11 protein-coding genes are annotated in these 15899 nt (G+C 37.2%); 6 read left to right on the forward strand and 5 right to left on the reverse strand.

Features of this window, described 5'->3' with window-relative positions:
- Positions 1–160: 160 nt before the first annotated feature.
- From ldtD to ABN217_RS05805, 3 genes are all read left to right on the forward strand, one after another.
- Complete coding sequence (gene ldtD / locus ABN217_RS05795; protein ID WP_349459170.1) at positions 161–1888, forward strand: L,D-transpeptidase; 1728 nt, start codon at positions 161–163, stop codon at positions 1886–1888.
- A 327-nt stretch (positions 1889–2215) separates the two neighbouring features.
- Positions 2216–2764: a peptidoglycan L,D-endopeptidase MepK gene (gene mepK / locus ABN217_RS05800; protein WP_072069662.1), complete on the forward strand. Its 549-nt coding sequence runs from the start codon at positions 2216–2218 to the stop codon at positions 2762–2764.
- A 37-nt stretch (positions 2765–2801) separates the two neighbouring features.
- Complete coding sequence (locus ABN217_RS05805) at positions 2802–3452, forward strand: MBL fold metallo-hydrolase (RefSeq protein WP_072069661.1); 651 nt, start codon at positions 2802–2804, stop codon at positions 3450–3452.
- 155 nt (positions 3453–3607) lie between these two features.
- Here ABN217_RS05805 and ABN217_RS05810 read toward each other — a convergent pair whose 3' ends face one another.
- The 4 genes from ABN217_RS05810 to pncB form a co-directional block, all read right to left on the reverse strand.
- Positions 3608–4798, reverse strand: a complete 1191-nt coding sequence (locus ABN217_RS05810) for an amino acid aminotransferase (protein WP_072069660.1) — start codon at positions 4796–4798, stop codon at positions 3608–3610.
- A 412-nt stretch (positions 4799–5210) separates the two neighbouring features.
- Positions 5211–6323: a porin gene (locus ABN217_RS05815; RefSeq protein ID WP_269436239.1), complete on the reverse strand. Its 1113-nt coding sequence runs from the start codon at positions 6321–6323 to the stop codon at positions 5211–5213.
- A gap of 340 nt (positions 6324–6663) precedes the next feature.
- Entirely contained in the window at positions 6664–8064 is a 1401-nt protein-coding gene (gene asnS, locus ABN217_RS05820) for an asparagine--tRNA ligase (protein WP_072069658.1), read from the reverse strand.
- A 257-nt stretch (positions 8065–8321) separates the two neighbouring features.
- Positions 8322–9536, reverse strand: a complete 1215-nt coding sequence (pncB, locus tag ABN217_RS05825) for a nicotinate phosphoribosyltransferase (RefSeq protein ID WP_115350973.1) — start codon at positions 9534–9536, stop codon at positions 8322–8324.
- Positions 9537–9876: 340 nt separating this feature from the next.
- Between pncB and pepN the strand changes: the two genes are divergently transcribed.
- The 3 genes from pepN to ABN217_RS05840 all read left to right on the forward strand — a co-directional run bounded on the left by pepN (position 9877) and on the right by ABN217_RS05840 (position 14477).
- Positions 9877–12492 (forward strand): aminopeptidase N, encoded by a 2616-nt coding sequence (gene pepN / locus ABN217_RS05830; RefSeq protein ID WP_349459171.1) that lies wholly within the window; start codon positions 9877–9879, stop codon positions 12490–12492.
- A gap of 204 nt (positions 12493–12696) precedes the next feature.
- The gene (pyrD, locus tag ABN217_RS05835) at positions 12697–13707 is read left to right on the forward strand and encodes a quinone-dependent dihydroorotate dehydrogenase (RefSeq protein ID WP_036912193.1); all 1011 of its coding nucleotides are present in this window, start codon (positions 12697–12699) and stop codon (positions 13705–13707) included.
- Positions 13708–13925: 218 nt separating this feature from the next.
- A complete protein-coding gene (locus ABN217_RS05840; protein ID WP_349459172.1) occupies positions 13926–14477 on the forward strand; it encodes a cell division protein ZapC in 552 nt (183 codons plus the stop codon).
- Positions 14478–14743: 266 nt separating this feature from the next.
- Here ABN217_RS05840 and ABN217_RS05845 read toward each other — a convergent pair whose 3' ends face one another.
- Positions 14744–15868 carry a YcbX family protein gene (locus ABN217_RS05845; RefSeq protein WP_196553330.1) on the reverse strand — a complete coding sequence of 375 codons (1125 nt, stop codon included), beginning with the start codon at positions 15866–15868 and terminating at the stop codon, positions 14744–14746.
- Positions 15869–15899 lie beyond the last annotated feature (31 nt).

Below are 15899 nucleotides of genomic sequence, written 5' to 3' on the forward strand. Positions count from 1 at the left end.
AAATAGAAAATTAGTCTTTTTATGATTAGATAAAATAAAATTCCCGACAAAGGTTTATAAAACTTTAAAAATATTAGTTTATTCCTATAAAACTCTTTTCCAAGCTCATCTAATATTCTAGGATACCAGAATAATAATAAGGGATGAGGGTAGAGGATTTATGGCGCACCAACCAATTAAAAGAGCAATCGCATATTCAGTTGTTGTAGGTACACTGCTTTCTGGGCATTATGCTATGGCGACTGAAACTAAATCAGTTGTATTATCTACACCCGAAACAGAAACTATGACATTAATGCCTGTCATTAATGAAACGATGCTAACATCCACCAATGTAGCAATGAATATCCCACAAGTGACCGAGCTAGAGGCAAAAGCAAAGTTACAGTCTTGGCTCCCAATAGGATATAAACCGTCATATTTAACTCAACTGGTAAAAGTCTACCAAGCAAATAACCTCGCACTGATTTGGCAAGATGAAAAAATTGCACAGCAATTACAGGAACAAATTGCAGAAGTGGCTATTTCAGGTATTCAGCCTCAATTTGGACAATGGTTAGTACAATTAGAAACACCGGAGTTAACAAAAGAAGGGCGTGATATTATTTTATCAGACGCATTTTTAGGTTATATCAGTTTTGTTGAGCAAGTGAATAAATCAGGTGCGTCTTTGCTGTATCGTAATGGCTCACAAACTTTGCCATCACCATCAGATAAATTTGTGGTTGACCTGCAACAAAACATTCAAAATGGCACTTTAGGTAGTTTCGTTATTTCTTATGCACCTTCTCATCCTTATTACAGTTTAATGAAAGAAGAAGTGCGCAAACAATTACATAGTGCAGTTGTTTGGCCGGAAATGAAAGGAACAGGATCATTAAAGCCAAATCAATCCTCTGAAGAAGTCTTAGCACTTAGACAAATATTACGCCATTTAAAATTGATCCCTGAATTAGCAGAAAATGAACAAGAAATTGCAACAACCGTTTATGATGCACCTTTAATTTCCGCAGTTAAAGTGTTTCAAACAGCTCACGGATTAGAGCCTGATGGTATTATCGGACGACAAACGCGAGTGTGGTTGAATATAACTCCTGAACAACGTGCCAGTATTATGGCACTAAATATTCAACGTCTTCGCTTAACTCCGGCCATAGGTGATACTGGAATTTGGGTGAATATCCCTGATTTCTCGCTTTATTTTTATGCCAATAATGAACTTATTCTTGATTCAAAAGTGATTGTAGGCAGACCAGATAGAAAAACACCGATTATGAGCAGTGCGTTGAACAACGTAGTGGTTAATCCACCTTGGAATGTGCCAACAAGCATGACACGTAAAGATATTGTGCCTAGAGGTAAAGCAGATCCTAGCTACTTTAGTCGTAAGGGATATACCATTTACTCTGGATGGGGAAATGATGCTTACCCAATTAATCCTTATGATATTGATTGGCAAAATATGAGTGCAGCAAACTTTCCTTATCGTATTTGGCAGGCACCGGGTCCAACCAATTCATTAGGTCGCTATAAATTTAATATGCCAAATTCAGAAGCGATTTATTTACATGACACTCCAAATCATTCACTATTCTCAAAAAATATGAGAGCAATTAGTTCAGGTTGTATTCGTGTAAATAAAGCCTCTGAGCTTGCTTCAATTTTATTGGGTGATGCAGGATGGAAACAAGATAGAATTGATGCGGCGTTAAAACGTGGTTCAACACAATATGCTCCAATTCCTGAACGTATCCCAGTTTATTTATATTATCAAACAGCATGGGTAGCACAGGAGAATGCGCCTCAATATCGTGTAGATATTTATGGTTATGACAAAAGCATTTCAAATGCACAACCTTATTTAGAGAATATTAAGAAATACTTGTAATATAAAAAAACATAAATTGAATAAAGGGTGGCTAAATTGACTGCCCTTTTTTATATATAAATCAATAATATATTTTATTTACTGTATTTTTTTAATAAGGAAATCAAAAGAATAATAAATTACAAAATATTTTTAAAATTTCCATTAAAAATAGAATGATAAAAAGAGTCTTTAGTATAAATAACTAAATTAATAAGATTTGAAATTCTTATAAATAAAAACGAAGTGTTATTTACAATTCTATACAAACCATAAGAAACAATTCGGGAAAAATATTGTCATAATAAAGGTTCTTCCTCCTGAAATAATTTTTTGAGTGCATATACTATGGATATTATTGATTCACACCGCCGTAAGTGGCTGGGGTTGGGTATGGCGGCAGTGGGATTAGGTTTATTGCCTTCTCATGCTTTTGCTTCGTTAGCTACACCTCGTCCAAAAATCCTTCGCTTTAATAATTTAAATACGGGTGAAACTATTAAAGCCGAGTTTTTTGATGGTAAACGTTATAATAAACATGAGCTAGCTAAGCTAAACCATCTATTTAGAGATTACCGACAAAATAAAATTAAAACGATTGATCCTGCCTTGTTTGATCAAATCTACTTATTGCAAGTGATGCTGAATAACAATAAACCTGTTGAACTTATTTCAGGTTATCGCTCTTTAGTGACGAATAATAATCTACGTAATAGCAGTAGTGGAGTAGCAAAAAAGAGCTATCACACGCGTGGACAAGCAATGGACTTTCGTTTGGTTGGTACTGATCTTTCTAAAGTGCGCCAAGTTGCATTAAGAATGAAAGCGGGTGGTGTTGGATATTATCCAAGAAGTAATTTTGTGCATATTGATACAGGACCAGTTCGCTCATGGTAATCTATTGAGAATTAGTTAATAGAGAGTGGAGTGATTCATGATGTATCACATTGTACCTGTGACAAACTATATGCAAAATTGCACCCTTATTTGGTGTGATGAAACGAAGGAAGCGGCAATTGTTGATCCTGGTGGAGATGTCGAAACGCTTATTGCGGAAATCGAAGCCCGCCAATTAACATTAACCAAAGTATTATTAACTCACGGACACTTTGATCATATTGCAGGCACCTCTCAAATTGTTGAACATTTCAATGTTCCTGTTTATGGGCCTCATAAAGATGATAGTTTTTTACTTGAAGAATTAGAACAACAGTGTCGTATGTTTAATTTTCCTTGTGGAAAATCATTTACACCAGATAGTTGGTTAAATGAGGGTGATACCGTGACAATAGGTAAAACAATTTCGTTATCTGTTTTACATTGCCCTGGTCATACACCAGGACATATTATTTTTGTTAATCACCAGAATAAACTTATTTCAATGGGTGATGTGTTATTTAAAGAAAGTATTGGTCGTACCGATTTTCCACGCGGAAACCATGCTGATCTTATTGCATCAATCAAAAATAAAGTCTTACCTTTAGGTGATGATTATCTGTTTATTCCGGGACATGGCCCTATGTCTAACTTAGGCCATGAGCGCCAATACAATCCGTTTTTACAAGATGAAATGCCAATTTGGTAATAGTGCGCTGATATAAGTGAATAAATATGAAAGCGCTTTATTATAAAGCGCTTTTTTATCAGTAAAAAATGAGATTTATATTTCTTTGATTCTAAATATAAATGCCACATTATTAAATAAAGTGGCATTTATCTTAATTACGCTTTAGAAGGCAATTAAAGCACAGCAACAATGGCTTCACATAGTGGAACCATATTTTCAAGGGTTAAACCAGCTACGTTAATACGGCCTGATCCTACAATATAAATACCGTATTCAGCGCGTAAACGCTCAACTTGTTCTTTATTTAAACCACTAAATGAGAACATCCCATTTTGGTCAATAATAAAGCTAAAGTCTTGCTTAGCACCTTTTTCTTGCAGTGTCGTCACTAACAGCTGACGCATACGCTGAATACGTTCGCGCATAGTTGTTAGCTCTTCAATCCATTCTTCTTTTAACTCAGGGTTAGAAAGAATGGTTGTTACTACTGAAGCACCGTGTGCTGGTGGATTTGAGTAGTTGGCACGAATAATTGCTTTTGCTTGGCTAAAGGCTTTTTCAGCAGTATCGCTGTCTTTGGTGACAATGGTGCATGCACCTACACGTTCATTGTAAAGGCCGAAGTTTTTAGAATATGAACTTGCAACAATAAGCTCAGGATTTTTTTCTGCAAAGAGGCGTAAGCCTTGTGCATCTTCTTCAAGACCACGAGCAAAACCTTGGTATGCAAAGTCAAAAACAGGTAACCAGCCTTTTTCTGCGGATAGTGTCGCTAGTTGGCGCCATTGTTCTTCTGTTGGATCAATACCACTTGGGTTATGGCAGCAACCATGGAATAAGACAACGTCACCAGCTTGAGCATTTGCAAGACTTGCTAACATACCGTCAAAATCTAACCCGCGATTTTCTGCATCATAATAATCATAATTACAGATCTCAAGACCTGCAGTTTGGAAAATATTATTATGGTTAGGCCAAGTTGGATTACTTATCCAGACGCGTTTTGCAGTGGTTTGTTGAGCAATAAAATCTGCAGCAATACGTAAAGCTCCTGTACCACCAGGGGCTTGTGCTGTGCGTGCGCGTTTTTCAGTGATGATAGGGTGTTGTTCACCAAACAAAAGTGCTTGGGTCACATTGCCAAATTCAGGAATACCGCTAATAGGAAGGTAATTTTTAGTGGTTTCGTTTTCTAACAGGTATTTTTCTGCTTTTTTAACAGTGGTTAAAACAGGAGTTTTGCCTGTTTCATCCTTGTAAACACCAATCCCTAAATTAATTTTGTTTTCACGAGGATCAGAACGGAAACTATCAGCTAAACCCAGAATAGGATCGGCTGGTGCAGCAATGATTTTCTCAAACATAGTGTAATTGTTCCCTAAGCTCAAAACGAAGCCGAAATATGAGTATCAAGAGTAACGCTATGAGGACTTTTTGCCAACTGTTTGTAGAGAAATTAACAAGAAGTTGTGAACTAAGTGAGAATAAATAGCAAATCAAGATGTAAATAAGTGAATATCCTGTGATTACATTAACATGTAAAAATAATCACTGAAAAGTCATAATTGTTTAGTATGATAAACTTTTATGATTTTAAAAAAGAGAAGTAAGGGGATTTATTGTATTCAATAAGCTAGTTGGGTGTGATTGGTTTAGGTAAAAAATAAGCAAGTAGGGAGGAGAGAGTGATGGTTAAATTGTACAAATAAAAAAGCAACACCGAAGTGTTGCTTTTCAAATCAATTAACTTGACTGTTTAATTACCTATAAGGGTAATTAGAACTGATAAGTCAGACCTAAACCAACTACGTTATCAGTTGCAACGCCGTAAGTTTTAGTGAAGTCATTTTCATCTAACAGGTTGATTTTATAATCAACAACTGCAGTCATGTTTTTGTTAAATTTGTAGAAAGAACCTACAGAGATATATTTAACTAAATCTTGATCGTTGCCTTGAGCAGTACCTAAGTCTTTACCTTTAGATTGAACATAACCTAAAGATGGTTTCAGACCTAAGTCAACGAAGTCATACTGTGCAGTTAACTCGATGTTTTGAGTTTTGTTAGCGATCAGAGCATCTGAACCGTAGTAGTTCATGTTACGGCTTTCACCGTACATAGCTGCTAAGTAAACGTTGTTAGCTGCGAATTTACCACCGAAGTTCCATGCTTCTGCATTTTTACCAGTAGCAGAACTGTGGTGTTCCTGCCAGTTAGTACGAGCAGAGTTAGAGTAACCACCACCCAGTGTTACGCCCCAGCCTAAGTTATAAGCTGTAGAGAAACCGAAACCGTCACCATTAGCTTTAGCTGTGTCAACACGTTTGCTGCTGTTGTTAGTGTTTTCGTTGTTTTTGCCTTGATATTGCAGAGCAAAGTTCAGGCCATCAACGTAACCGAACATATCAGTGTTACGATAAGTTAAAACACCAGTAGTACGGCCAGTCATGTAAACGTCAGACTGAGACATTGAGTCACCGCCCCATAAAGGCAGAACGTCTGTCCATGCGTTGGTGTCGTAAATTACACCGTAGTTACGACCATAGTCTAATGAACCGTAGTCAGCAAATTTAAAACCAGCGTAAGCAAAACGAGTTTTAGATGAGTTTTCGCTTTCAGTAGTGTTAGTTTTGATTTCATACTCAAAACGACCGAAACCAACTAAATCTTTATTGATTTGAGTTTCGCCTTTGAAACCGATACGTGCACGTGAAGCGTCACCGCTTTCGTGATCACTCTTAGAATCAGAATCTGCGAAGTAATGACGAACGTCAACTTTACCGTAGATGTCTACTTTGTTGCCGTCTTTGTTATACATTTCAGCTGCGTTTGCTGCACCAGCAAACATTAAAGCTGGGATTACCACTGCAAGAAGATTGCGCTTCATCATTATTATTACCCTCATTGGTGTTATTCAGACACCTTTGCCACTGCCAGAAATAGTTTCTTAATTTTTATGGAACTATTTATGAGAGTTAAGTGTCGTCTGTGTCGGGTGACAGTGTTCCATTGGTAAAAAATTTTATCTACCCCCAATTTGCTACAAAAACGAAAAAAGTGTAACAAATTGTAACTATGTATTTCAAAGTATGTATTTCGGGGAACTTTTGAATCAAATAACAGCCATGCATAAAAAAAGCCAACCTTGCGGTTGGCTTCTTTATTTAAGCTAAATCTGTACAATAAAACAGCACTGCAAAATTTTAACTGAATACTAATTAATCACTAAATTAAAAATCTGCATTTCTTGGTGTGCGAGGGAACGGAATAACTTCACGAACGTTTGCGACACCGGTCACATAAGCAACTAAACGTTCAAAACCTAAACCGAAACCTGAATGAGGCACTGTGCCATAACGACGTAGGTCGCGATACCACCAGTAGTCTTCTTTATTCATTCCCATTTCTTCTAAACGTTTATCAAACATATCTAAACGCTCTTCACGCTGAGAACCACCAATGATCTCACCAATTCCTGGTGCTAATACATCCATTGCTGCAACTGTTTTACCGTCTTCGTTCATACGCATATAGAATGCTTTGATATCTTTCGGGTAGTTTTTTACAACCACAGGTGCTTTAAAGTGTTTCTCTGCAAGATAACGCTCATGCTCAGAAGAGAGGTCAACACCCCAATAAACTGGGTTTTCAAATTTCTCACCACAGTTTTCAAGCACAGTAACTGCATCGGTATAATCAATTTGAGCAAAATCAGAGGTGATAAAATTCTCTAAGCGTGTGATAGCGTCTTTATCGACACGTTGTGCAAAGAATTCCATATCATCTTTACGCTCTGCTAATACGGCTGCAAAGGTGTATTTCAGCATTTTTTCAGCAAGTGCTGCGATATCGTTAAGATCAGCAAATGCCACTTCAGGCTCAACCATCCAGAATTCAGCAAGGTGACGACTGGTATTTGAGTTTTCAGCACGGAATGTTGGGCCGAAAGTATACACTTTGCTTAATGCAGAGGCATAAGTCTCACCATTTAATTGACCTGATACGGTTAAAAACGCTTCACGGCCAAAAAAGTCTTCACTGAAATCAACTTCGCCTTTATCTGTACGTGGCAGATTGTTCATATCAAGTGTAGAGACACGGAACATTTCACCAGCACCTTCTGTATCAGCCGCTGTAATTAGTGGCGTAGAAACCCAGAAGAAGCCTTGTTCATCGAAGAAACGATGTAGTGCTTGTGCTAATGTGTGGCGAACACGAGCAACTGCACCAATTAAGTTAGTACGAGGACGAAGGTGAGCAACTTCACGCAGGTACTCAATACTATGACGTTTGGCGGCCATCGGATAAGTTTCCGGATCATCGACCATTCCTACCACAACAACATTGGTGGCGTGAATTTCAAAGTTCTGTCCCTGGCCCGGAGATTCAACAATTTTACCGGTGACTTCCACAGAACAACCTGTGGTTAAGTGCAGCACTTCATCTTGATAATTCGGTAAATTATTATTAATGATGGCCTGTACTGGATTAAAGCAGGAACCGTCATAGACGGTAAGAAATGAGATACCAGCTTTTGAATCTCTTCTTGTACGTACCCAACCGCGAACGGTGACGTCTTCGCCAACCGCGATACGGCCTTGCAGTACGTCGACTACAGGCGCAACGATCATAAATAAATCTCTCTTCGTTTAATTAAAATAATTGTTTGGTTAATTCACTCTGCCCCTGTCGGACAGTTTTTCTATGTTACTTGCAATAGCGCAGGAAACAAGTAGGAAATTTTAGTTTAAAGAGTCAATAAAGAAGAGAAAAGCTTTTGTATAAAATAAATTGGCAAAAATAGGAGAAATATTGATAAAAGTAGGAGTTATGACAAAAGAAAGGGTAATTATTACCCTTTCTTTCATTAATGAAGATTTTTAGCTAATTAACAGGCTTGTTTGACAAGTGGAACATCAAAGGCTTTGCGTAGCTTGTCAACAAAATCATCGTCTTCGCAAATCGTTTTACCTGGACTATCTGATAATTTAGCAACTGGCTTACCATTACACTCCACCAGCTTAATGACAATATTAAGTGGTGTTATTTCTGGAATGTTACAGGTGAGCCGAGTACCAATACCAAAGATTAAACGAATACGTTTATGGAAATGTTTATAAAGTACTAACGCCTTTTGAAAATCGAGGCTATCAGAAAAGACTAATACTTTACTCATTGGGTCGATGCCCAGTTTCTCATAATGCGCAATCGCTTTTTCACCCCATTCAATAGGATCACCAGAGTCGTGGCGTAAACCTTGATAACTCTCTGCGAAGGCCTTATCAAAATCACGCAAAAAAGCATCCATCGTAATACAGTCTGTTAATGCAATACCTAATTGATCGGGGTATTCATCTAACCAAGATTGTAAAGCTGCGCGCTGACTATTGGCCAGCTCTGGGCTAATTTGCTGATGTGCCTGAAACCACTCATGAGCTTGTGTACCCACAGGGGCTAATTGCATGCGTTCTGCTAAATGATAGTTACTTGTACCAATAAGATAAGGGAAATGATTTTTCAGCTCATCCACAATGGCGCACTGCACATCATAAGAAAAACGGCGACGAGTACCAAAATCCATCAATTTAAAATCAGCTAAGTCAATCTGCTGCTCAGCGGCATCACGGTAGAAAATATCAATTAATTTACGTAATTGATTAACTGCGTCATCTGGTGTGATTTGAGGTGAACGAGCACGATGTACAATTTCACTCACTAAAGCCAACAAAGGTACTTCCCATAAAATAACTTCACGCCAAGGGCCTGTGATTTTAATGGCAAGTTGGTTTTCAGGTGTGGTTGAAATATGGACTTGTTCTGGTTTAAAACGGAAATGCTTAAACCATTGCAGATAGTCATTTTTGAAAAAAGGGAGACTCTGAAGATAGTCAAATTCTTCATTCGTTAATGACAAGTCTGCCATCATATTAACTTGATGGCGTAAGGTTGTTGCATATTCACCTAGACGTTCATCACTCCGACAACGGAACTCAGCAACGACAGGAATATCACTATAATGATGGTAAACCGCTTGCTGCATGTGGAGCTTGTATGCATCGGTATCCAACAGTGATGTAATAATCGGTGTAGCGTCTAAAATCATAGCGCGTCAAGCATCCTCACGGAGCGTTTTTATGTCTGCTAAATCGTTAAGGTTGGAGAGTATACCCGAATATGGCGACAAAGCGTCACTATTCAACAATATTTCTCTGCAACATAAAAACAAGCTGTAAAACTTAGATGAGTTTACCACGTTAAACATAATTTGGGAGTATATTAGCATCATTTACCAAATAAATTGATTACATGTATTAATAAACTATTAACATTCTGTTGACTTTTAATGTTTTCAATTGAATATTCGACTGGCTAAACAGATTTTTGACGAGTAAGCTTTGGCAATATAACCGTTAAATAGTCGTGTTAACTAAAAGGTTTTTTCTATGACACAACAAAGAATCGCGAAATTTCGCAAAGATTATCGTGCCCCTGACTACACAATCACCGATTTACATCTTGATTTTATCTTAGATAAAGAAAGCACTCAGGTTACAGCAATCAGTCAATGTAAACGTCTAAACTCAAATGCGACGGTATTAGTATTAGATGGTGAAGATTTAACATTAAAATCAATTTCAGTTAATGATGTTGCTTGGACACACTATAAAGAAGAAAACGGCAAACTCATCATTGAACAATTACCAGAGCAATTTACATTAAAAATTATCAATGAAATTAATCCATCAGCCAATACAGCATTAGAAGGACTGTATGTGTCAGGTGATGCATTGTGTACACAATGCGAAGCTGAAGGTTTTCGCCATATTACTTATTATTTAGATAGACCTGATGTGCTAGCTCGTTACACCACGACAATCACCGCAGATAAAAAACAGTATCCTTATTTATTATCTAATGGTAACCGCATCGCACAAGGTGAACTTGAAGATGGACGTCATTGGGTAACATGGGAAGATCCACATCCAAAACCAAGTTACTTATTTGCGGTTGTTGCAGGTGATTTTGATGTACTACGAGATACTTTTATCACCAAAAGCGGTCGTGAAGTTGCTTTAGAGCTTTTTGTTGATAAAGGTAATTTAGATCGTGCAGATTGGGCAATGACATCATTAAAAAATGCGATGGCATGGGATCAATCTCGCTTTAATTTAGAATACGATCTTGATATCTATATGATAGTTGCTGTTGATTTCTTTAATATGGGTGCAATGGAGAATAAAGGGCTGAATGTCTTTAACTCTAAATATGTACTAGCGAAAAGTGAAACGGCAACTGACAAAGATTACTTAGGCATTGAGTCTGTTATTGGTCATGAATATTTCCATAACTGGACAGGTAACCGCATTACTTGTCGTGATTGGTTCCAACTAAGCCTAAAAGAAGGCTTAACGGTTTTCCGTGACCAAGAATTCAGTTCAGATTTAGGCTCTCGCTCCGTTAACCGTATTAATAATGTACGAGTAATGCGTACTGCTCAGTTCGCAGAAGATGCAAGCCCAATGGCACATCCAATTCGTCCTGATAGTGTGATCGAAATGAACAACTTCTATACTTTAACAGTATATGAAAAAGGTTCAGAAGTGATCAGAATGATCCATACCTTATTAGGTGAAGAGAAATTCCAAGCGGGCATTCAAATGTATATTCATCGTCACGATGGTAGTGCTGCAACCTGTGACGATTTTATTCAAGCGATGGAAGATGCTTCTAATGTTGATCTTACTTTATTCCGTCGTTGGTATAGTCAATCAGGTACACCACAACTGACAGTACGTGACAGCTATGATGTGAATAAAAAGCAATACACCTTAACTGTTAGTCAAATGACACCACCAACAGCTGATCAAGCAGAAAAACAAGCACTACATATTCCATTAGATATTGAATTGTATGATCATAAAGGCAATGTGATCCCTCTGCGTTCACAAGGCCAGGCGATTTCTAATGTATTAAATGTCGTCCGTGAAGAACAACAATTTGTATTTGATGACGTTCCAGAACAGCCAATCCCCTCTTTATTACGTGAGTTCTCTGCACCTGTAAAACTTGATTATCCATTTACGGATGAACAATTGTCCTTTTTAATGAAATATGCTCGTAATGCATTTTCACGTTGGGATGCGGCACAATCATTGTTGGGGCGCTATATAAAAGAAAATGTTACTCGAGTGCAAAAGGGTGAAAACTGCATTCTTCCTGAAATGGTAATTGATGCTTTCCGCGCAGTATTGCTGGATAAAGATATCGATCCTGCATTAGCAGCACTTATTCTGACATTACCAACAGATGTTGAAGCGGGTGAGTCATTTAGCATTATCGATCCAATAGCTATTCATGAGGTACTTGGTTTTATTCGTAAAACACTAGCAACTGAAATGGCAGATGAATTCTCTGCTGTTTACCATTCTATGCATATTGACGCTTATCGTGTTAATCATGAAGATATTGCAAAACGTGATTTACGTAATGTTTGCTTAGGTTATTTAGCGGTTGAAAATGAGCAAACAGGTAACAAACTTGTTGATGCACAATATCACAACAGCGATAACATGACTGATGCTCTTGCAGCACTTCATGCTGCTGTAATGGCGCAGTTACCTTGTAAAGATGAGCTATTACAAGAGTTCGATGATAAATGGTATCAAGATGGATTAGTGATGGACAAATGGTTTAGCTTGCAAGCCATGAGCCCAGCAAAAGATGTGTTACAAAAAGTACGTAGTTTGTTATCTCATCGCTCATTTACACTAGCAAACCCTAACCGTACTCGTGCATTAATTGGCGCATTTGTAAATAATAACCCAGTTGCTTTCCATGCTGAAGATGGTTCAGGTTACTTACTATTGACAGAAATTCTGACTGACTTAAATAGCCGTAACCCACAGGTTGCTTCACGCCTTATTGAACCTTTTATTCGTTTAAAACGCTATGATGCAACACGCCAAGAAAAAATGCGTGCAGAGTTATTAAAACTGAAAGCACTTGAGAATTTATCTGGTGATCTCTATGAGAAAATTACCAAAGCGTTAGCTGATTAATATCGTGCTTAATATCACTTTATAAGTGAATAAGTAGCGAAAAATTAGCATGATAATCAGATCCCCAGCATAGCCTGGGGATTTTTTATGGCAAATTGTGAAATTAGAGCGTTTACTTTTCATGCTTTTATCTATATTATGCTCGACGCTTAAATCGTCGTAGACATATCATTCCTAATACCCGATATTCTCAATGGAGATCGTATGTATTATTCCTTAGTAAGGAAGGCATTGTTTCGGCTAGATCCTGAACGTGCCCATGATTTTACCTTCCGTCAGTTAAAACGTTTATCTCATTCCCCATTTCAATTTCTTATTCAGCAATCACTTCCTTCAAAACCTGTTTCCTGTATGGGACTCTCATTTAAAAATCCACTTGGTCTTGCAGCTGGTCTTGATAAGAACGGTGATTGTATAGATGCCCTTGGTGCTATGGGATTTGGTTTTATTGAAGTCGGCACAGTGACACCACGCCCTCAAGTGGGAAATGATAAACCGCGTTTGTTTCGGTTAGTGGAAGCTGAAGGGTTAATTAACCGTATGGGATTTAATAATCTCGGTGTTGATAACCTTATTGAAAATGTAAAACAATCTCGTTATGGCGGTGTGCTAGGTATTAATATTGGTAAAAATAAAGATACTCCTGTAGAGCAAGGCAAAGACGATTATCTGATTTGTATGGAAAAAGTTTATGCACATGCTGGTTATATCGCGATTAATATTTCATCCCCAAATACTCCGGGCTTGCGTACACTGCAATATGGCGAAGCATTAGACGATTTGTTATCTGCAATTAAAAATAAACAGTTAGAGTTGCAAGGAAAATATCAAAAATATGTTCCTGTTGCCGTCAAAATTGCACCTGATTTAACACATGAAGAATTAATTCAAGTTGCAGATAGCTTAGTGCGTCATCATATTGATGGTGTTATTGCGACAAATACCACATTAGATAAGTCATTAGTCAGTGGATTAGATCATTGTAATGAAGCTGGGGGATTAAGTGGTCGCCCTGTACAATCAAAAAGCACACAAATAATTCGCCAATTAAATGAAGAATTAAAAGGCGCATTACCTATTATTGGTGTAGGTGGAATTGATTCATTAACAGCAGCCAGAGAAAAAATGGATGCCGGTGCTTCTCTTATTCAAGTCTATTCAGGATTCATTTATCAAGGTCCTGCACTTATCAAATCCATAATTAATCACATATAAATACATTTAATAATGAGTTAAGGGCTTTTCTTCTGCCCTTAACTCGTTTATATTGCCCCTAGTTGGTTATTTTTTATTAAATTGCACTGATTGTGCTTAATTAATAGTAAAATGAATCCTGTTTTTGTTAGGTGATATTAAATATTTTATTTATGTCATTTAATTTTGATTATTTGTCAGAGTATAAAACAGGTAATGAATCGAAGGGGGATTAATTAGTGATAATAAAACCCGATGATCGCTGGCGTTGGTATTTTGATGTTGAGCAACAAAGATTAATGCTTGATTTAGCCAATGGCATGGTTTTTCGTTCTCGCTTTCCAAGCAAAATGCTAAGTGAGAGTGCTTGCCAATCAGCATCTTTTACCGTCGATGACGCAGCTCTTTATTATGGATACGATGAGCAGATCCGCCAGATTGATATGCCGTCAGAATCAAGAGCTGAATTAGCTTTAAATGCATTAATAGCCCATCGCTTTTTAAAGCCACTGATGCCCAAGAGTTGGTATTTTGAAGTTAACAATAATCCAGCCAACCCTTATTTATCGCAAGTGGTAGGGGCTTCATTAAAAGAAGGTAATGAAAAAGCTCTTTTTTTAGTGGCAGAAGTGGGTACTCAAGCTTGTTTATGCTTATTAGCGCAACCTCAATTAACGTTATTCGATAGAACACTTAATTTTTGTGACCCAATAAAAATTATGAATGACAGGTTAAGCAATTACCATAAAGAATCGGAGTCAGGATCATTTTTGTACGAAAAAGTTATTTAACAAAAAGAGTAAAAAGGACTTACTCTTTTTATTATTACTCATTAATTTAACATCCAAAAAAATTTACCTTAAACAACACTTCCTAAAACCAAATCTCTATTATCCTTTTCTTATAATACACTTTTAGAAACAAATAAAATGAGTTCATCGATAATTCATTATTCAGGTCTTAATGAGATAATTCTTATTAAATAAACTGTTTTATTTAAAATAAAAAAGAAGATAAGGGCAAATTACCTTCTTTTAATTTGTGATAAAGATAAGTGTTATTTTTTGTTAAGTGAAAGTTTTACATTACTTTTAGGTATGCAACTGCATGCTAAAATTTTACCTGCACGTTTAATGGCTCCTGCTTTTAATGCGTTAACATCACCTTCATCTAATTGAATTAGACAAGAGCCACAAAGACCAGCTCGACAACTATAAGGAATGGTATAGCCATTATTCTCAAGTTGCTCTAATAGTACTTCTTGATTATTACCTTCAAAAACTTCACCGTTAAATTCAATACTGACAGTCTGTTCTTGTGTGTTTTCAACAATAGGTACTGATTGTGTTTCAATAGGAGCTGTTACAAGATACTGTTTCGCTTTTTTATAAGCTAATACCTCAACAGTATCTCCCACACGAATAATGCCAGTTTGACGAATGATGACATTTTGACCAAAATCGACATCACCTGTTTCATCACTACGGAATGTTTGCAGTGTTGCAAGTGGTTCTGTGTTAGGATGTTTAACGCCTTTATCAATACTAATTGTAGTCATGATGCAACGGCTACAAGGTTTCATCAGATCCATCACAACAGAGCCAACACGAATAGTCTGCCAAGTATCTTCTTCAAAAGGCTTTGCACCTGTTATGAGGATATTACCTCGAAATTGCTCAATATTAATTGAAGCGGGGCAACGCTGTTGTAAGTATTGAAATGAGGCTTCATTAATTAATAAGTAAGGGTAACCATCAGCAAAAGAAACAGAGGTTTCCGGATTTTTTTTCACTCGACGTGTCGATTTTTCGCCAGTCCAACGAAGTTGAACATCCATATTTAAATAACGACTGAACCACTGATTTATTTCATCTGGAGCCACATACGCGGTAAAATGGTTGCCCCAAACTTCTGTCGGTTGCAATGTGGTCTCAAAATCTTGATAAGTGATAGCAATACCCTCACCATCAGGTGCTTGAATATAAATACCATTTGCCATGACAGTGGGAATAAAACACAGCAAAACGGGAAATTTTCGTGCCGTGATAAAAGTCCCTTCAGGGGTAGTTATCATAAAATCACGATCAAACGTGAATCCGCTCTCACGAGCAAATGCATGAGAAAGGCGAATTCCCTTCATTGATTTAACTGGGTGTATATAAAGGCGTGAAACGTTGATCATCGGTGCTCCCAAAAGACATTATTATTTTTTA

This window comes from Proteus sp. fly-1067, from assembly GCF_040139345.1.
Classification (GTDB): domain Bacteria; phylum Pseudomonadota; class Gammaproteobacteria; order Enterobacterales; family Enterobacteriaceae; genus Proteus; species Proteus vulgaris_B.